At 48.5% G+C, this 18,523-nt stretch carries 15 protein-coding genes; 8 read left to right on the plus strand and 7 right to left on the minus strand.

Translation table 11 applies throughout. The features are described 5' to 3' along the window. Nucleotides 1-123: 123 nt before the first annotated feature. The 3 genes from rpe to ACJJIV_RS08850 are packed head-to-tail and all read right to left on the minus strand — an operon-like array spanning nucleotide 124 to nucleotide 2,582. Entirely contained in the window at nucleotides 124-786 is a 663-nt protein-coding gene (gene rpe, locus ACJJIV_RS08840) for a ribulose-phosphate 3-epimerase (RefSeq protein ID WP_252084363.1), read from the minus strand. A gap of 19 nt (nucleotides 787-805) precedes the next feature. Then, the gene (locus ACJJIV_RS08845) at nucleotides 806-1,513 is read right to left on the minus strand and encodes a nucleotidyltransferase family protein (RefSeq protein WP_444891443.1); all 708 of its coding nucleotides are present in this window, start codon (nucleotides 1,511-1,513) and stop codon (nucleotides 806-808) included. Nucleotides 1,514-1,550: 37 nt separating this feature from the next. Continuing rightward, the gene (locus ACJJIV_RS08850) at nucleotides 1,551-2,582 is read right to left on the minus strand and encodes an aminoglycoside phosphotransferase family protein (RefSeq protein ID WP_444891444.1); all 1,032 of its coding nucleotides are present in this window, start codon (nucleotides 2,580-2,582) and stop codon (nucleotides 1,551-1,553) included. Between the two features lie 271 nt (nucleotides 2,583-2,853). Here ACJJIV_RS08850 and ACJJIV_RS08855 point away from each other — a divergent pair, with 271 nt between their 5' ends. From ACJJIV_RS08855 to ACJJIV_RS08875, 5 genes are all read left to right on the plus strand, one after another. Beyond that, on the plus strand, nucleotides 2,854-5,451 hold the full coding sequence (locus ACJJIV_RS08855; protein WP_444891445.1) for an LPS-assembly protein LptD: 2,598 nt from the start codon (nucleotides 2,854-2,856) through the stop codon (nucleotides 5,449-5,451). A gap of 20 nt (nucleotides 5,452-5,471) precedes the next feature. After that, nucleotides 5,472-6,794 (plus strand): peptidylprolyl isomerase, encoded by a 1,323-nt coding sequence (locus tag ACJJIV_RS08860; RefSeq protein ID WP_444891446.1) that lies wholly within the window; start codon nucleotides 5,472-5,474, stop codon nucleotides 6,792-6,794. Between the two features lie 72 nt (nucleotides 6,795-6,866). Beyond that, nucleotides 6,867-7,862, plus strand: a complete 996-nt coding sequence (pdxA, locus tag ACJJIV_RS08865) for a 4-hydroxythreonine-4-phosphate dehydrogenase PdxA (protein WP_444891447.1) — start codon at nucleotides 6,867-6,869, stop codon at nucleotides 7,860-7,862. A 44-nt stretch (nucleotides 7,863-7,906) separates the two neighbouring features. Continuing rightward, a complete protein-coding gene (gene rsmA, locus ACJJIV_RS08870; protein ID WP_444891448.1) occupies nucleotides 7,907-8,707 on the plus strand; it encodes a 16S rRNA (adenine(1518)-N(6)/adenine(1519)-N(6))-dimethyltransferase RsmA in 801 nt (266 codons plus the stop codon). A 27-nt stretch (nucleotides 8,708-8,734) separates the two neighbouring features. Continuing rightward, nucleotides 8,735-9,547: a symmetrical bis(5'-nucleosyl)-tetraphosphatase gene (locus ACJJIV_RS08875; protein ID WP_444891449.1), complete on the plus strand. Its 813-nt coding sequence runs from the start codon at nucleotides 8,735-8,737 to the stop codon at nucleotides 9,545-9,547. 91 nt (nucleotides 9,548-9,638) lie between these two features. Here the strand turns inward: ACJJIV_RS08875 and ACJJIV_RS08880 are convergent, their stop codons facing one another. The 3 genes from ACJJIV_RS08880 to galE form a co-directional block, all read right to left on the minus strand. After that, the gene (locus ACJJIV_RS08880) at nucleotides 9,639-10,571 is read right to left on the minus strand and encodes a hypothetical protein (RefSeq protein WP_444891450.1); all 933 of its coding nucleotides are present in this window, start codon (nucleotides 10,569-10,571) and stop codon (nucleotides 9,639-9,641) included. Next, the gene (locus ACJJIV_RS08885; protein ID WP_444891451.1) at nucleotides 10,568-11,146 is read right to left on the minus strand and encodes an ABC transporter ATP-binding protein; all 579 of its coding nucleotides are present in this window, start codon (nucleotides 11,144-11,146) and stop codon (nucleotides 10,568-10,570) included. The genes ACJJIV_RS08880 and ACJJIV_RS08885 overlap by 4 nt, the downstream gene beginning before the upstream one ends. Before the next feature lie 151 nt (nucleotides 11,147-11,297). After that, nucleotides 11,298-12,323, minus strand: coding sequence for a UDP-glucose 4-epimerase GalE (gene galE, locus ACJJIV_RS08890; protein ID WP_444891452.1), 1,026 nt, complete (start codon nucleotides 12,321-12,323; stop codon nucleotides 11,298-11,300). 340 nt (nucleotides 12,324-12,663) lie between these two features. Here galE and ACJJIV_RS08895 point away from each other — a divergent pair, with 340 nt between their 5' ends. The 3 genes from ACJJIV_RS08895 to ACJJIV_RS08905 all read left to right on the plus strand — a co-directional run bounded on the left by ACJJIV_RS08895 (nucleotide 12,664) and on the right by ACJJIV_RS08905 (nucleotide 17,629). Beyond that, complete coding sequence (locus tag ACJJIV_RS08895) at nucleotides 12,664-14,586, plus strand: PrkA family serine protein kinase (protein WP_252084352.1); 1,923 nt, start codon at nucleotides 12,664-12,666, stop codon at nucleotides 14,584-14,586. A 176-nt stretch (nucleotides 14,587-14,762) separates the two neighbouring features. Further along, on the plus strand, nucleotides 14,763-16,046 hold the full coding sequence (locus ACJJIV_RS08900) for a YeaH/YhbH family protein (RefSeq protein WP_444891453.1): 1,284 nt from the start codon (nucleotides 14,763-14,765) through the stop codon (nucleotides 16,044-16,046). Continuing rightward, complete coding sequence (locus ACJJIV_RS08905) at nucleotides 16,040-17,629, plus strand: SpoVR family protein (protein ID WP_252084350.1); 1,590 nt, start codon at nucleotides 16,040-16,042, stop codon at nucleotides 17,627-17,629. The genes ACJJIV_RS08900 and ACJJIV_RS08905 overlap by 7 nt, the downstream gene beginning before the upstream one ends. A gap of 82 nt (nucleotides 17,630-17,711) precedes the next feature. Here ACJJIV_RS08905 and ACJJIV_RS08910 read toward each other — a convergent pair whose 3' ends face one another. Continuing rightward, entirely contained in the window at nucleotides 17,712-18,284 is a 573-nt protein-coding gene (locus ACJJIV_RS08910; protein ID WP_252084349.1) for a helix-turn-helix domain-containing protein, read from the minus strand. Nucleotides 18,285-18,523 lie beyond the last annotated feature (239 nt).

An 18,523-nucleotide genomic window follows, 5' to 3' on the forward strand; every position in this document is an offset into this window, starting at 1 on the left:
AGTGGCGCCATCGCCAACTGCTGGATGTGGGGATAGTGTGATTCACGGAAATTCCCTCTGTGCAGGCGCACAAGTTTACAAATCCCGTTTGCGGCGGGCAAGGGGCTGCCCGCCAAGTTTTTCTCAGGACAGGCTTTCGCGCATAGCACCGATCACTTCAGCGTAGTCGGGGGCATTGAAGATTGCAGAGCCTGCAACAAAAGTATCCGCGCCGGCTGCGGCAATCTCCGCAATATTGTCACGGTTGACCCCGCCATCGATCTCAAGGCGAATATCGTAACCAGAAGCGTCGATCAGCTGGCGCGCCTCGCGCAGTTTTTCCAGAGTGCCCGGAATAAATTTTTGCCCGCCAAAGCCAGGGTTGACTGACATCAACAAAATCATATCCAGCTTGTCCATCACATACTTGGCCGCATCCAGTCCTGTGGCCGGGTTAAACACCAGACCGGCCTTACAGCCAAGACTGCGGATCAACTGTAGGGAGCGGTCCGGGTGACGCGAAGCCTCGGGGTGGAAAGTAATATAACTTGCGCCCGCATCGGCAAACATGCGAATCATATCGTCTACCGGCTCCACCATCAGGTGCACATCAATGGGCGCCTCGACACCATGCTTGCGCAACGCCTGGCACACCATTGGGCCGATGGTGAGGTTGGGCACATAGTGGTTGTCCATCACATCGAAGTGCACCCAGTCAGCACCAGCGGCTAACACATTGTCCACCTCTTCGCCAAGGCGGGCAAAGTCGGCGGAAAGAATCGAGGGGGCAATCTTGTAATCTGACATCATTATTTCCTTCAGTAACTCAATTTTCCGCGCTCAGGCGGCAATGCAGGTTTTCCAGGCGCTCGGGGGTGCCCACATCACACCAGTCCCCAGGGTATAAGTCCGCCTGTAGTTTGTCCTCATTGAAAGTAAAGACCTCGCCAAGGCCGAAGCATTCACGCACTTTGGGGTAGCGGGTTAACACCTCGGGGCGCAGCCAACTGATACCGGCAAAGGTATAGCGGGGCTTGGCAGTCCCAGACAACAGGCCATTATCAATTCCGAAGTCTCCCTCAGGGTTATGTGGAGGATTTGGCACCATAAGAAGTCGGCCGGGGCAACCCTCAGGTAGGGGACGATTCACCCACTGCGAAAGGTCAAAGTCACACCAGACATCCCCATTAACCACAAAGAATGGGGCCTCTCCCAGCAGCGGCATCGCGTTGAGAATACCCCCTGCGGTCTCAAGGGGGCGGTCCTCTTGCTCCACAGAATACTGGATATCGAGCCCCCAGCGATCACCACTCCCCAGGTAATCACGAATCATATGGCCCAAATGGCCCAGGTTGATCACTACCCGTTGAACTCCCACAGCCTGTAGCCGCTCAAGCACATGCTCAATGAGCGGCTTGCCCGCCACAGACAACAAAGGCTTGGGGGTTTGGTCAGTTAGGGGGCGCATTCTACGCCCAAAGCCCGCAGCCAAGACCATAGCGGTTGTCGGGGCTATCTCAGTGAGCTGAGTCATTCAATTCATCTATCAGTTTTTATACAGCTTATTAGTGCTATTCACCGGCATAGCGATAATCACTGTACCAAGGCTGCTGCTCTATAAGCGGAAGTAGCTGTTGCTCAAACCACTGCGCAAACGGCTGGAGCTCCTCATAGCGCCCAGCAGTTTCCAGTACATAGCGTATCACCAGCGGCAAATCCCCCAGGTAGTTCTGCTTGCCATCGCGCAATGATAGACGTGGAAAAAGGCCCAGCACTTTAATATGACGCTGGAGCCCCATCCAGTCGAACCAAGTTAAGAACTCTTTAGGCTCGACAGGTTCCAGCACCCCGGCAGCTTCTGCAGTAGCGGCATAGGCTAAAGCCCAGCGCTCGACCCGCTGGCGTGGCCAGCGGATATAGCAGTCTCGCAACAGAGAGACCAAATCGTAGGTAATCGGTCCCCACACGGCATCCTGGAAGTCCACGATTCCAGGGCGCTCACCTCCACGGATCATTAAATTACGGCTGTGGTAGTCTCTGTGTACCAGAGCTTGCGGTTGGCCTGCAGCACTCTCCAGCAACCGCTGAAAGGTCTCTTGTAGCAGGCGGTTTTCCACTTCACTCAGGGAGTAGCCGAGTAACTTGCCTACCAGCCACTCGGGCATAATACGCATCTCTGTCAGCAATAGTTCCCGGTTGTAATCTGGAAACAGATCCTCTGTACGGGGTATCTGCTGGAGACTCAGCAGCTCACTCATTACCTCCGCATAGAGCCCCTCAACACTGTCATTACTCAGCACATCGAATAATTGGGTATCACCCAAGTCTTCCAATAGCAGGTACCCATTGGCTGTATCAGCTGCTATTACCATGGGGGTGTGCACACCATTGCGCCGCAGATAATCGGCAACTGCCACAAATTGGGCTGGGTTAGTACACTCAGGTGGAGAATCAACAGCGATTAACCTGGGCTCAGTAGAAGTGCGGAAATAGCGCCGAAAGCCCGCATCCCCAGCAAGGTTGGCCAAGTCTGCTGGAAATTCAATATCCAGAGCCTTACCCACCCAAAGAGCCAAAGCCTCTTGTCGCAGGTCATCACTCACAGTACACCCTTCATTTATTGTTCGGCCCATCAATGATTCTTTCTATCGCGGCAGTTTCCCATTAAGCAGCTCGTATTGAAACCCTGCCCCAGGGAGCTTGAAGCGACTATAACATTCTCGCCTCTTACATCCGTACCATCTGTGCGGCTATTAACCACTTCTACATTCAAGTAGAATCTGGCGATAATTTTTTGCGCGCCCCGGCTGGATAGCTGTCGCACGCATCTGCCGATACAAGAAACACCAAAGAATAGCCGGAACCTATCGATTGATGCTTGAAGTCTCCCGGTGGCGTCGCCTCGCTCTAGCAATAGCTCAGAATCCACGAGCCCACTCTCTAGCCCTCGGTTTGTTGGCCGCGCACCCTATATGGACTCATGCGGACCAAACCGCCGTAGATCCCGAATACAACCCCTACCTGTACTTAGACTGGTTACCACGTTCTGAATTGACCCCTGAGGAAAGCGCCAGAGTACCGGCGATTTGCTCCGGAGCCTTTATCGAACCGCCTAGGGATTACCCCGATGCCAACTTGCCCCCTGAAGACGCGCCACTACGTGCCACAGCCGAGCAGTCTCGCATCCTCGATGACGGATCTGCCGAATTAATTGGCAACGTCCATATCACCCAAGGCTATCGCCAATTATTTGCCGATGAAGTGACCCTCAACCGCCAGACCAACACCGCTTTCCTAAGTGGCGCTATCGAACTGCGCGAACCCAATTTACTCGTTCGAGGGGACTCGGCAGAGGTTCACACCGATACCGAAGCGGCCTCCATTGAGGACGCAACATATGTTGTCCACGACGAATTTATTCATGGTGACGCCGCCCAAGTCGCACGTCAGACCAGTGGTGAATTGACCCTTACCGATGGCACCTATACCCGCTGTGAGCCGGGCCGGGCTTTCTGGCGCTTGAGTGGCGGAGAAATCAATATCGATCAAGTGGAGAGCCAGGGAACCGCAAGGGATGTACGCCTGGAGATACTGGATGTTCCCGTACTCTACTTCCCTTATTTTCGCTTCCCGGTGGGCGATGCGCGCATGTCGGGCTTCCTTTTTCCTTCTCTAAGCAACAGCGATAAGAATGGCTGGGACTTATCTGTTCCGTATTACTGGAACATCGCCCCAGAGATGGATGCGACCATCACTCCACGCTACATCCAGTATCGCGGCACTGGTCTGGAAGTAGAATTCCGCCACCTAAGCCCTGTGTTCAACACCGAAATACGCCTAGCCGACCTCCCCAATGATAAGGGCGGCAATAGTGATCTCGCCCAGGAATTGATTGACCGGGGCTTCCCTGAGGATCTGGTTCTACCTTACAAAGGGGACGATCGCTGGTTAGTGAACCTGGAACAACAGGGTGGTTATAGCGGCAGTATCTGGCGTACCGACATCGACTACACCAAGGTGAGCGATCCCGACTATTTTCGCGATTTAAGTACCGCCAACCTTGATATCAACGCGGAAACCCAGGTTAGCCAAAAAGCCCAGGGTAGACTCACTTTTGAAAACTGGGCAATCAGCCTTCGTGCCCAGGATTACCAAGTATTGGAAAATGATCGTTTCGATACTTTCGCCCAGCTGCCTCGGCTAGATGTGGATGGCAATTACCGCTGGGGTGACTGGCAACTAGCCTTGCAAAATGAAGCCACTGTATGGCGGCACCAGGACACTCAGACGATCAGGTTTATTAGAGATATTGATGACCCCGACAGTGTCACTGAGCTAACAAGAGACTTTATCACCGCAGACCGCCTGCGCCTGGACTATGAGCTTTTTTGGGATAAAGAATGGCTGTGGGGCTACTTTAAGCCGGGTTTGGCAGGTCGCTATCTGGGTTATCAGGTCAGCGACACCTTCTTGCCAGAAGGTGCCAACGACACGCCAAGCGCTTCCGCCGCCCAGCTTACCCTGGACACCGGCCTCTACTTCGAACGTGATGGCTTTGCCTTTAATCGCGAATATATCCAGACTCTGGAGCCACGCCTATACGGACTACTCAGTAGTAACGCCAACCAGGAAGGTTTCTTCGATATTACTGGGGATGACATAAACGATATAGGCCCCATCGACCCCCAAAGTAATAACTTACTCTATGACACCTCGCTATTCACCTTCAGCTACGATCAGCTATTTCGCCATAGCCGTTTTACCGGCAATGATCGTATTGACGATGCAAGTAGGGTTGCTCTAGGGCTAACCACCCGCTTTATTGAGCCTATTAGTGGCCGTGACTTGCTGTCTGCAAGTGTCGGCCAGGTTTTCTACTCCAGCGATACCCAGATTGGTCTGCGCGAGCTTATCGAAGAAACTCCTCGCTCTGAGCTTGCCGCCAGACTGGAAAGCCGCCCAATTCAATCCCTACGAATTGGCAGTGAGCTGGTCTACGATGACACAGAGCACAATGTCAACCGCGGCAACTTCAGCTTGCGCTACTTTGATGATGAAGCGCGTATTTTTAACCTCAGTTACTACTATAAGCGTGACAATGTCACATTTATCAATAAGGACGGTGTGGAGCAGGTCGGCCCTACGCGCCAGCTGAACAGCTCCACTGTACTGCCTATCAACACGCACACTTCTATAATGGCTGGCGCAGCTTACGATTTGTCATTGAACCGGGAACTGGAATACCTGGCAGGTATCGAATATGACGACTGCTGCTATCGTGCGCGCCTTTTATGGCGCCGAACCCTGGACAATGACCTAGCCGGTGTTGTTAGAGCTGAAGACCTCCAATACGATGAAGGTATCTACCTCGAAATACAACTGAAGGGTCTAGCAGGATTTGGCGCAACGGTCACTCAAATGCTAAGCCAAGGAATTGCCAATTTTGATCAGAGAGAAAAGCTGAAACCGTGATGAAAATAATGCAGAAATTGATGCCGAAATTAGGCTTGTCATCCGTTCTGGCTGCTTACGCCCTGATCGCCGGCACGGTCACAGCGCAAGTACAAACCCTGGACAGGGTAGTCGCCGTTGTTGATGAAGATGTGGTTATGGCCAGTGAACTTGCCCAGCGCATGAATACCATCGCCAGCCAAATTCAAGCCCAACAGGTCCAGGCACCGCCTGTGGATGTTTTGCGTCGTCAGGTACTGGAACAACTGATTATCGAACGATTACAGCTACAGATGGCCTCCCGGGCGGGCGTTACAATATCTGAATCCGAGCTTGATCAAGCCATCGCTCGCGTTCAACAAAATGCGAGTGTCAGTCCGGAAGAATTTCGTCAGCGCCTGCGTTCCGATGGCATGACCATGAAAAGCTTTCGCCAGCAGATCCGTCAGGAACTGATGATCCGCCGGGTAGAACAAGGCAGCGTCAACCGCCGAATCCAGATCACCGACCAAGACATCGACAATTTCCTTCGCTCTAAAGAGGGCGAGTTCTGGAAGTCCCCTCAGTATGAGCTGGGACATATCTTGATCCCCATCAGCTCCAGTGCTCCAGCCAGCGAAGTTACCCAGGCTCGCGAGAAAGCCGAGGAGCTGGTTCAGCAGGTGCGCGGCGGCACTGACTTTCGTCGCCTGGCGATCGCCAACTCTGCTGGGCAGAATGCCCTCGCCGGTGGCGACCTGGGTTGGCGCAAAACAGTGGAACTCCCCACCCTATTTGCTGATGCGTTAAGCGGCCTCAAGGTAGGTGATATCACCGAACCATTCCGCAGTGATGCCGGCTTCCACCTGCTCAAGATTCATGCACAAAAAGGTGCCAGCGAGCAATTAGTGGAGCAGACTAAAGTTCGCCATATCCTGCTCAAACCCTCAGCCATCCTCACGGATGATGAAGCCTACAACAAGCTGGTAGCCATGCGAGAAGAGGCGATGGCTAGCGATAACTTTACCGAGCTCGCTCGCGAGAATTCCGAAGATATTGGCTCCATGCTGTCCGGCGGTGATCTCGGCTGGTCTATGCCAGGACAATTTGTGCCTGAATTTACCCAGGCCATGAACACCACCGGCATCGGCGAAATCAGCCTGCCATTTCGCAGCCAATTCGGCTGGCATATCCTGATGGTCGAGGGGCGACGCAAACAAGATATGACCGATCAATATATTCGCAACCAGGCTGCCAACCTCTTACGCAACCGCCGCTATGAAGAAGAACTGCAAAATTGGCGCAGGGAAATCCGCGACCAGGCTTATGTAGAAATTAAATTAAAAGATGAAAAGCAAGAAGGCCCTGAACAGGAAGCGCAATAAAAGCGCTTTTTAAGACCTCGAAGACCGGGCCAAAGCGCCCGGTTTTTTATTCGTATAAAGTGTGGCTCCTCTATGATACCCAGAATCGCGCTGACCCCTGGAGAACCCGCCGGTATTGGCCCAGAGATATGTGTAAAATTGTCTCAGCATGGCAGCCCTGCACAACTGATTACCATTGCGGACCCAAGCCTGCTGGAACGGGCTGCTAAAAAGCTAGAACTTCCCCTTCAGCTTATATCTTTCTCTGAAGATACCCCGCTATCGGAAACAGCACCAGGTAGCCTCTATATTTTAGAAAGTCCTTTAAAGCAGCCATCCCTACCTGGAAAGCTAAACACCGCCAACGCCCTCTATGTATTGAGGACATTGGAGATAGCCGCAGATGGATGTCAAAATGGTCAATTTGATGCGCTAGTGACGGGCCCGGTACATAAGGGGGTAATCAATGAAGCTGGATTTCCCTTCAGTGGCCATACCGAGTTTTTTGCGGAGCGAGCAGGCGTAGCACAAGTAGTCATGATGCTGGCTGCGCAGGAGCTTCGAGTAGCCCTTGTCACTACACATCTTCCACTTAAAGATGTGAGTACAGCAATAACCGGCGAACGTCTGGAGCTCATCACGGAGATTCTACACAGTGGTCTGCGCGATCAGTTCCGTATCCATTCACCTCACATTGGGGTTTGTGGATTGAACCCTCATGCTGGAGAGGGGGGCCACTTGGGCCGGGAAGAAATCGAAGTGATTCAGCCAGCACTGGAAAGGCTGCGTCAACGTGGCCTTCATCTGACCGGGCCACTACCAGCAGACACACTGTTTACCCCGCCCCAGTTAGAGCATTTCGATGCAGTACTTGCTATGTATCACGATCAGGGCCTGCCAGTGTTAAAATTTCATGGCTTCGGCAAGGCGGTTAATATCACCCTGGGTTTACCTTATATTCGCACCTCGGTCGATCATGGCACCGCCCTGGACTTGGCGGGCACTGGCAAAGCCAGTTGTGGCAGTCTCGAAGCTGCCCTCACTCAGGCAATAGAACTGGCACAACTTCGGAAACAGCAGGTGATATAACATCCTGTTTGCCTAATACCACTATTTGAATTGCAGATTAATTAATGGACAATTTTTTCCTACATAAGGCACGCAAGCGTTTTGGCCAGAACTTTTTGGTCGATGGGAATATCATCGAGCGTATAGTTCGTTCAATAGCCCCTAAAGAAACCGATAAATTGGTCGAAATAGGCCCTGGACAAGGGGCTATTACCGAATTGCTAATACAACGTTGTCCCTCACTCACAGCCGTGGAACTGGACCGGGACCTGATTCCTCTGTTGGAATTTAAATTCAGGGACTACCCTGATTTCAAGATTATTGAGCGAGACGCATTGAAATTCGATTTTGGAGAATTTGCCGGTGAGAGCCCTCTGCGTATTGTTGGCAATCTCCCCTACAATATTTCCACGCCTCTTTTATTTCATTTGCTCAGTTTCAAAAGCAAAGTGCAGGACATGCACTTTATGCTGCAAAAGGAGGTAGTCGATCGCCTCGGAGCCAGCCCTGGTACCAAGTCCTATGGCCGTCTCACAGTAATGGTACAGTATTACTGCCGTGTTCAAGGGCTATTTCCAGTACCACCTCAGTCCTTCAGGCCAGCCCCTAAAGTGGAGTCTGCTATTGTCCGTCTAATACCCCATAGCAAGATCCCCTATATTGCTGAAGATGAAAAACTATTGGAAAGAATCGTCAATGTCGCTTTTCAGCAACGCCGTAAAACACTGCGCAATGCACTAAAGCCCCTGTTCCCAGACCTCGATCCAGATCAACTGCCAGTGGATGCCAGCCGTCGCCCAGAAACTCTGAGTGTGCAAGAGTTTGTACAGCTATCAAATTACTGCACAAAACTTGGACAACACTGAGCAAGCTAAGCTTCGGGAGATAAGAGTTTGGCTACCTATGCTATTGGCGATATTCAGGGTTGTTTCGAATCTTTAAAGCGCCTATTAAAGAAAATCCATTTTAGTTTTGACAGTGACAAACTATGGATCGCCGGAGATTTAGTGCACCGTGGCGAAGACAGTCTGGGGACTTTACGCTTTCTCTATGAACACCGTTATCAAGTTACCGCTGTTCTCGGCAATCACGATCTGCATCTCTTGGCCTTGGCACATGGGGCCAAGCATCTTGCAGAGAAAGAGCAAGATCTCGCAAAGATTCTAAGGGCAAAAGATTCAGATCGTCTGTTAAGCTGGCTACAGACCCTTCCCTTACTAGTACATAAAAAGGGATACACTATGGTCCACGCCGGTATCCCCCCTATCTGGAGTATTACCAAAGCCCAAAAGCTATCTCGCGAGGTAGAGCATGCTCTCTCGAATGAAGCCATGGCAAAGGCCTTTTTTTACGGCATGTATGGTAATGAACCCCACTGCTGGGATGATCACCTAATCGGTATTGAGCGACTTCGCTCAATTACCAATTATTTCACGCGTATGCGCCTCTGCAAGGAGGATGGCACCCTCGACCTTGTTACCAAGCGTGGGCCTCAGGCATCCCATGGTGATTACAAGCCCTGGTTTAGTTTTTCTAATAGAAAGACCAAAAATGACAAAATAATTTTTGGCCACTGGGCCGCCCTTGAAGGTAGAGCCGATACCGAAAATATCTATGCTTTGGATACCGGCTGTGTATGGGGGGGATATCTAACAGCTATGCGCCTGGGAGACGAAGAGTTTTTTTGTACAGACTGCAGCCTCTGAGCCTCCACAAAACTATAAAAAATCTCAGGGGTCAATGAAGGCTACTAGAAATTTAGTTTTGTCCTTAGAGCTGTATACCTGACTTGAGGGTTTATACGCTCAACAATATCACCCCGGAGACAGCTAATAAAGGAGCTAAAATAACTCGCCCCCACTTATAAAGTGAAAGTAAAGGGAACCCCGTTATAGCAAGCATATAAATCAAAAAATGTGCCGCTGACTCCAGCCCACTTATAAAGAGAACTGCCATAATCCCAGGTATGGATATTAGGATACCTTTGAAGTACTCCTGAATAACAATTTCACCCTTTCCACGAGATTTCATCATCATCCAGAAATTGACTTCAGCTTCATCCTCCAAAATGGAATTTATTGCGTAGGTAAAAATTATTGAAGAGCAACCTACCAATAAAATACGCAAGGCAATCAAAACCTCATTAGCCGCAAACACATAACAGTAAATAGTAATTGCAAACGCGATTAGCAATCTGATGACTATACGCGATTTTTTTAATAAAACTGCCCTTGATTGTGAAAACAGAATTTGTCTATATTTGAGCCCCATTAAAGACAAAAAAGAAAGCAATTGGATGGTACAGAATAAGAAAAACCAAGTCAGGTACCCTAAGATACTAAATGGCTCCCCCAAGTACACCAACACTAAGAGCGGAAGCAACCATAACGACCAAAAAAGTGGATTGCATTTAAGCTGAACTATACATAGAGATTTAATCAAATCTAGAGGGTGAAAGCAGCTCAAATACCATTTTAACTCCGCAGGTTCAGGAGACAATAGAATTCCACAAACCGCAAAAACAATATGCGCCACTAGAAGAATAGAGAGAGAAGTCCTTATATCTCCACCCTCTCCTGTCAAGAGCAAGCTTACAGGAAGATGAATCATCATCAATACAGGGGTTATTATTGAGGCCAGCCCAATTAAAATCCATTGATTTGCCTCAACCCAAATTCTCAGCCTAAAAGCAACCCCTGCAAACAAAAAGTTATTCAAAGGCACGCTCACAACATTACCTCCGTTTCTTTTTCTGAAAAAGAAACGGAATTATGACTCGCGTAAATAAGCATTCCAGAATAACCTGATAAGTACTCGCTCAAAGCTCTGCTAGAGTTCTCATCCAACGCATTGAAAGGCTCATCCAATAAAAGAACTCCATTTTCTTTAAATAAGGCACAAACTATAGCCACTTTTCTTCGCTGCCCTTCCGATAAATCGGAAACTTTTGCACAAGAATGAATATCGCACAAAAACTCTTCTTTAAATTCTTTTAAATAGTCAGTTTTTTGTATATGGCAAACAGATAGGACTTCCTCAACAGATAAATAACTTGGAAGGGTGATCGCATCAGAAAACACTCCACACCTTTCTCTTCGGATTGACCTTTTTATTTCCCCAAGTAAATTAATAGTACCTGAGGATATAGGAATTAGACCTGATATCCCGAGCAAAAGACTCGTCTTTCCCGAGCCATTCTTTCCCAATATTTTTATTATTCTGGCAGAGGCAGAGAAGGACAGATTTTCAATAACACTGTTTATTCCTCGATGAACATATAGAGCATCAACAACCAATTGATTCAAAACTTCTTCACTCCATAAAGAATAAGCTATCCTAAATAACAAAGAGTAGTGACTCCTTGTGGAGTTAATAGTTCCAGAGTTCTTAGAGAATTGGCAGTAAGTAGTGGACTCCCTCCCACTACATAGCATTACAATCAGAGAAGATAGTTACTTAAGCTTCATAACCATTTGGGTTTTGAGACTGCCAACGCCAGGTATCCTCTACCATCCGTTCCAGGCCATGCTCAGCCTTCCAGCCAAGCTCACTCTCCGCCAGGGTTGGATCTGCATAACATTCAGCAATATCTCCCGCTCGACGGGGTACAATTTTATAGGGTATAGACTTCCCGCTAGCCGCCTCAAAAGCCCTTACTACCTCTAATACTGAATTTCCCTTGCCTGTACCAAGATTATGGGTATAGCAACCTACGGGGGTTGAGGGTTTACACAACATATTTAACGCTGCAAGATGACCTCGAGCCAAGTCCACCACGTGGATATAATCTCTGACACCAGTACCATCTACCGTAGTGTAGTCATCCCCAAAAACCTGTAGGAATGGGCGCCGACCAACAGCGACCTGGGCAACATAAGGCAGTAAATTATTAGGTATACCGCGAGGATCTTCACCAATTAAACCACTCTTATGTGCACCAATTGGATTAAAGTACCTTAAAAGACTTACCTTCCAACCGTTACCTGGCGCTGAGCAAATATCCCTCATTATATTCTCTACCATCAGCTTACTAGCACCATATGGGTTTGTAGCGCCAGTGGGAAAGCTTTCATGTATAGGTACCGTTTCTGGATCTCCATAGACCGTGGCTGAGGAACTGAAGATAATTTGTTTAGTGTCAAACTCCTCCATCACCTCCATAAGTGCCAAGGTACCAGCCACATTATTTTGGTAATAGCGCAAAGGTTGAGCCACGGATTCACCCACTGCTTTAAGGCCTGCAAAATGAATTACTGCCTTTATCTTGTGATCAGTAAATACTTGGCGAAGCCTAGGCTTATCAGCAATATCCAGATCAAAAAAAGGTATATCCTCACCTGTGATCAAATTTACCCTGTTTAAGGCCTCACGACTGCTATTGGAGAGGTTATCCACCACTACTGGCTGTAACCCAGCCAAAAGCATCTCAACACAGGTGTGACTACCAATATAACCAGCGCCGCCAGTCACTAAAATCGTCATTTCAGTTCCTTATTAATCCACTTACTTCTTCTGGGTCGTAAGTAAAGACCAAAACTGCCATTAAATTCAACCTCTCTGAATGACAATCCAGTGCCGTAGTGAACCAAAAAGCTATGCTGGAAAAGCCGGAACCGTTTCATCGAATACGGGGAAGGACAAGGTTAGCAACGGCGATAATGAATAGCGCTTTATGCCGGGCAACACTCAAACAAGGTAATGACTGGATAACCGCCAATCAAACACTTTGCGGAAGCCACAGAAACAACTAGTCAGTGCTCTGATTCAAAATGATAAGCAGGACGCTGGACTCTGCCCACCAGGCTACAGGGAGGTAAATTCCATGACAATTTTTAATCACTACCTGGAACGATACGAGTCAATCCAGGATGAAGAGCTCAGTATTCAAGAATACCTGGAACTCTGTAAGACAGACCGCAGTGCCTATGCGTCACCCGCTGAGAGAATGCTGATGGCCATTGGAGAGGCAGAGCTGATAGATACCTCTCGCGATCCTCGCTTATCACGTATTTTCTGTAATAAAGTCATCAAACGCTATAAGGCTTTCGGCGAGTTCTATGGTATGGAAGAGGCAATTGAGCAAATCGTCTCCTTCTTCCGACATGCCGCTCAAGGGCTGGAAGAGAAAAAACAAATACTCTATTTATTAGGGCCTGTTGGGGGCGGTAAATCCTCACTGGCAGAACGTCTTAAAGCACTTATGGAGCAGGTGCCGATCTACGCAATCAAAGGGTCTCCGGTTTTTGAATCTCCTTTGAGTTTGTTCTCCCCCAATGAGGATGGGCGTATCCTTGAAGAAGACTACGGTATTGCTAGACGCTATGTAAATACTATCATGTCCCCTTGGGCTGTTAAGCGCCTTCATGAATTCAAAGGTGATATCAGTAAGTTTCGGGTAGTTAAGATCCGCCCATCGATTCTTGATCAAGTTGCCATCTCCAAAACTGAACCTGGCGACGAGAACAATCAGGACATCTCCTCCCTGGTTGGCAAAATTGATATCAGAAAACTAGAGGATTTTCCTCAGAATGATCCAGATGCCTACAGCTTTTCAGGCAGTCTCTGTCGTGCCAACCAAGGGCTGATGGAATTTGTTGAGATGTTTAAGGCCCCGATCAAGGTGCTTCACCCCCTACTTACCGCAACCCAAGAGGGCAACTACAATAGCACCGAAGGACTCGGGTCTATACCATTTAATGGGACCATTCTGGCACATTCTAATGAGTCTGAATGGCAGTCTTTCCGAAATAATCGCAACAACGAGGCCTTCCTTGACAGAATTTATATTGTCAAAGTCCCCTACTGTGTTCGAGTTCAGGAAGAAATCAGAATCTATCAGAAGTTACTGGAAAATAGCTCCCTTTCAAAAGCTCCATGTGCGCCTGACACCTTACGTATGCTGGCTCAATTTTCGGTGCTCTCACGCATTAAAAACCCGGAAAATTCAAGCCTCTACTCGAAAATGCGCATTTATGATGGAGAAAATCTGAAAGACACAGATCCCAAAGCCAAAACTATACAAGAGTATCGAGATAATGCCGGCGTCGATGAAGGAATGAATGGGCTGTCCACTCGCTTTGCCTTCAAAATACTCTCCAAAGTTTTTAATTTTGATGCTACAGAAGTAGCAGCCAATCCAGTGCATTTACTCTATGTCCTGGAACAACAAATAGAACAAGAACAATTCCCTCCAGAAATACAAGAAAACTATCTTGGATTCATCAAGGAATATCTCGCCCCAAGATATGTAGAATTTATTGGCAAGGAAATCCAAACCGCATATCTCGAGTCGTATGCCGAGTATGGACAAAATTTATTTGATAGATACGTTACTTATGCGGACTTCTGGATCCAGGATCAGGAATATCGAGATCCAGAGACTGGGGAAATCCTAGACCGTGGCGCACTAAATGAAGAATTAGAGAAAACAGAAAAACCTGCAGGCATCTCTAATCCAAAAGACTTTCGCAATGAAATTGTCAACTTTGTTTTACGTGCTCGCGCCAACAATCAGGGGAAAAATCCAGATTGGCGATCCTATGAGAAATTGCGCGCTGTTATTGAGAAAAAGATGTTCTCAAACACCGAGGATCTCCTGCCAGTTATTTCCTTTAATACCAAAGCTTCTGCGGATGATAAGCGTAAGCATGCAGACTTTGTTGCCCGCATGGTAGAACGCGGCTATACAGAAAAACAGGTTCGTCTGTTATCAGAATGGTATCTCCGAGTACGTAAATCTCAGTAGCTGGATTAATTGCAATGACGGATAGAAACTTTCAAGTATCTATTCCTATTTTCCTAGAGCTGAAAAATTTCGTCTATTAGGCCCCCTATAGGGGGCCTAATAGAGGACAAAAGCATTTCTGAATAGATTGTATGGTGGCCTTGCCAGATGGTTTTATTCAGACTAAAGGCAGAACTATGAGCTATATCATCGACCGCCGCCTAAATGGAAAAAAGAAAAGTACTGTAAATCGCCAACGCTTTTTAAGGCGCTATAAAGCCCATATCAAGAAGGCCGTAGGTGACGCTATGAACAGCCGGTCCATAATGGACATGGACAAGGGCGAACGTATCAGCATTCCTACCCGAGATATCAGCGAACCCCTTTTTTCACATGGCTCAGGGGGGCATGTCGAGCGTGTTTTACCCGGCAACAAAGAATTTACCACAGGGGATCGTATCCCACGCCAGCAACCTAAAGGTGGTGATGGCAGTGGCGGAGGAGCCAGTGATAGTGGCGAGGGAGTGGATGACTTTGTCTTTCAAATTTCACAGGAAGAATTTCTCGACTTTATGTTTGAAGGGCTACAGCTACCCAACATGGTTAAACAGCGGCTCGCTGGTAACGAGTCCTTTCAAGTTGTCCGCGCTGGAATCAGTAACGAAGGCACCCCTGGTCGGCTAAATGTCATTCGCTCCTTAAGAGCAGCTCACGCTCGTCGTATCGCACTCACTAGTAGTAAAAGACGAAATATCCGTGAACTGGAGAAATCCCTAGAGTTAGAGGAACAAAAAGATACTGCTCTGCGCGATCAGCGCAAGATAGAGGCTCTGAAAGGCGAAATCGCTGAGTTGCGCCGCCGTGTTGGGCGGGTGCCATTTTTGGATGATTTTGATCTGAAATACAATCTATTAATCAAACAACCAAAACCTCGTTCGCGTGCGGTTATGTTCTGCCTTATGGACGTATCCGGCTCGATGAATCAAGCCACTAAAGACATGGCTAAGCGCTTTTTCCTGCTGCTTTATCTATTCCTGCAACGCAGTTATGAATACACAGAAGTCGTTTTTATCCGCCACCACACTAGCGCCAAGGAAGTGGATGAAGAGGAATTTTTCTACTCTCGTGAGACAGGGGGAACCATCGTATCCAGCGCTCTGAAGTTAATGAGACGGATTATGCGCGATCGATACCCGGAGAGTGAATGGAATATTTACGGCGCCCAAGCTTCAGATGGCGACAACTGGAATGATGACTCCAGCACCTGCCATCGTATCCTAATTGACGACATCATGCCCCATGTACAGTACTACTCCTACGTGGAAATAACCCCCAGAGACCACCAAGCCTTGTGGGAAGAATACGAAAGTGTGCGTACCCTATTCCCAAATCACTTCGCCATGGAGCAAATTGTGGATGTGCAGGACATTTACCCTGTGTTCCGTCAACTGTTCAGCCAGAAGGTGACCGCTCGATGCTAGATACATTTGCCAGCGGCAGCGACTCGCAAAAACCAGAATCAGCAAACCCTATCTCTACCACCTCAGAGTGGACATTTGAGCTGATCCAGGAATATGACCTCGCCATTGGCGCGTTGGCAGACGAATTTGGCCTGGATACCTACCCGAATCAAATTGAGGTTATCAGTTCAGAACAAATGATGGATGCCTACTCTTCGGTGGGTATGCCAGTGGGCTACAACCATTGGTCGTTTGGCAAGCAATTTATAAGTGTTGAGAATAATTATCAGCGCGGCTTAATGGGGCTCGCCTACGAAATTGTTATCAACTCCAACCCCTGCATCGCTTACCTCATGGAGGAAAACACCATGACAATGCAGGCCTTGGTGATCGCTCATGCATCCTATGGACACAATTCTTTTTTCAAGGGCAATTACCTTTTCCGCTCCTGGACGGATGCCAGTAGTATTATCGACTACCTAATCTTTGCCAAAAATTATATTTCCCGCTGTGAAGAACGCCACGGGCTTGATGAAGTCGAGGCCATTCTCGACTCCTGCCATGCCTTAATGAACTACGGCGTGGATCGCTATAAACGCCCTTACCCCATCTCAGCTATTGAAGAAGAGCGCCAGCAACAGGAGCGTGAAGAATATCGGCAACGTCAACTCAACGATCTATGGCGAACGATCCCAAAACTTGGAGAAGGCACCGAGGAAACCAATGAGAAACGTTTTCCGGAGGAACCCCAGGAGAACCTCCTTTACTTTATCGAAAAAAATGCCCCCTTACTTGAAGGTTGGCAAAGAGAATTAGTACGTATCGTGCGCAAGCTCGCACAGTATTTTTATCCACAGCGCCAAACTCAAGTCATGAACGAGGGTTGGGCCACTTTTTGGCACTACACACTGCTAACAGAACTCTACCGACGAGGACGAGTGACTGAAGGCTTTATGATGGAGTTCTTACAAAGTCATACGAACGTGATCTATCAGCCCAGTTTTGACAGTCCTTATTACAATGGCATCAATCCATACACCTTGGGCTTCAGTATATTCAGTGATCTCAGGCGTATCTGTGAAGAACCGACTGATGAAGATCGCCGCTGGTTCCCAGATATCGCTGGGAGCAATTGGCGAGAAACACTCCAATTTGCCATGCGTGACTTCAAGGATGAGAGTTTTATCCTACAGTTTCTCTCACCAAAAGTGATGCGCGATATGAAACTCTTTTGTGTCAGCGACAACGATCAGGAAAATGAAATTGTTGTCAGTGCAATCCATGACGAAAGTGGTTATCGACAACTTCGGGAGAATCTCGCCGGCCAGTACAACTTGGGTAATCGAGAACCCAACATACAGGTTTACTCTGTAGATACACGGGGAGATCGTTCACTCACCTTAAATCACACCCAGCATCGCCGCCGGCCACTTGGCAAAGATACTCCGGAAGTTTTAAGGCATCTACACAGACTCTGGGGTTTTGATATACATCTAAACAGCCTCAACGGCGATGAAATTACGGCTAGCTTCCACTGCCCTGAACAGGGCCGTGATCGGCAGGAAGGAGAAGAGGAGTCAATGCTGATTCCGAAACCTATCTGAATCTTTGCACGGGAGCTTTTTGTTAAAACTCCCGTGCAAACGGGGCGAATGGCCAGGAATAAATCCAGGCAGAAAACTTGGCTTAGTGATCAGCCTCTAGCAGCAACCTGGCTTTAGCAGCCAGTTCACCGCGTTCTTCACGATGTGCCAGAAGGGCATCGGCCCCCGCATCCAGCCAGCGGGCTTTATCCAGATCTTCCTCAGCAGCCACAACCAGGATACGTAGGCTGCTATACTCGCTGCGCGACCTCAAGTAATCCAGTACCTGAAAGCCCCCGTCACCAACCAATGCGGCATCGACAACCAACAGCGCCGGCTTGGCATTAGCTAATAAAACACCCGCAGAGAAACTGTCACCAGCCACTTCAATTTCACAGCCGATATTTTTCAAGGCCTGGAGGCCTGAAGAAGTCAGTTCCGGATCTGTTGTCAGCAACAGAACTTTGCGACTGGGTATCGCCAGGTCATTCGGCACTGGCATAGAGTTATCCCGCAGGAAACCCACGAAGTCCTCTACACAAATCCGATGGTCGCCACGCCCAGGAAGCTTGTAAGCCTTGAGCTGCCCCCGCTCAATCCAGCGAATCACCGTTCGGAAGTTGACCCCACAATACCGAGCCGCTTCCCCGGTGGTTAGCACATGTAGTTCGCTCATATTTATTCTCCCCAACAACTGCAATCCTTGACGACCAGGTCAATTTCAAAAGCCCCAACTCCATCCCCCGAAGCCAGGCGCGAAATTATCCTGCCCAACAGGATCGCCCCTATAAATTATGCTGTTCAATGCTGCAAAACCAGCCCGAAATTCGGTCCATGTATTTAGTTAACGAACAGAGATACAACCCCCTCAAAAAATACTAAAAGATATAGTTGACAGGTATGACAGGTCACATA

It is taken from the genome of Microbulbifer mixtoriginis (SeqCode) (assembly GCF_052466765.1).

Excerpts from the sequence above, each read along its gene's own strand:
- rpe (WP_252084363.1), bottom strand. The coding sequence starts at position 786 with ATGTCAGATTACAAGATTGCCCCCTCGATTCTTTCCGCCGACTTTGCC.
- ACJJIV_RS08845 (WP_444891443.1), bottom strand. The coding sequence starts at position 1,513 with ATGACTCAGCTCACTGAGATAGCCCCGACAACCGCTATGGTCTTGGCT.
- ACJJIV_RS08855 (WP_444891445.1), top strand. The coding sequence starts at position 2,854 with ATGCTTGAAGTCTCCCGGTGGCGTCGCCTCGCTCTAGCAATAGCTCAG.
- ACJJIV_RS08860 (WP_444891446.1), top strand. The coding sequence starts at position 5,472 with ATGCCGAAATTAGGCTTGTCATCCGTTCTGGCTGCTTACGCCCTGATC.
- pdxA (WP_444891447.1), top strand. The coding sequence starts at position 6,867 with ATGATACCCAGAATCGCGCTGACCCCTGGAGAACCCGCCGGTATTGGC.
- rsmA (WP_444891448.1), top strand. The coding sequence starts at position 7,907 with ATGGACAATTTTTTCCTACATAAGGCACGCAAGCGTTTTGGCCAGAAC.
- galE (WP_444891452.1), bottom strand. The coding sequence starts at position 12,323 with ATGACGATTTTAGTGACTGGCGGCGCTGGTTATATTGGTAGTCACACC.
- ACJJIV_RS08895 (WP_252084352.1), top strand. The coding sequence starts at position 12,664 with ATGACAATTTTTAATCACTACCTGGAACGATACGAGTCAATCCAGGAT.
- ACJJIV_RS08900 (WP_444891453.1), top strand. The coding sequence starts at position 14,763 with ATGAGCTATATCATCGACCGCCGCCTAAATGGAAAAAAGAAAAGTACT.
- ACJJIV_RS08905 (WP_252084350.1), top strand. The coding sequence starts at position 16,040 with ATGCTAGATACATTTGCCAGCGGCAGCGACTCGCAAAAACCAGAATCA.
- ACJJIV_RS08910 (WP_252084349.1), bottom strand. The coding sequence starts at position 18,284 with ATGAGCGAACTACATGTGCTAACCACCGGGGAAGCGGCTCGGTATTGT.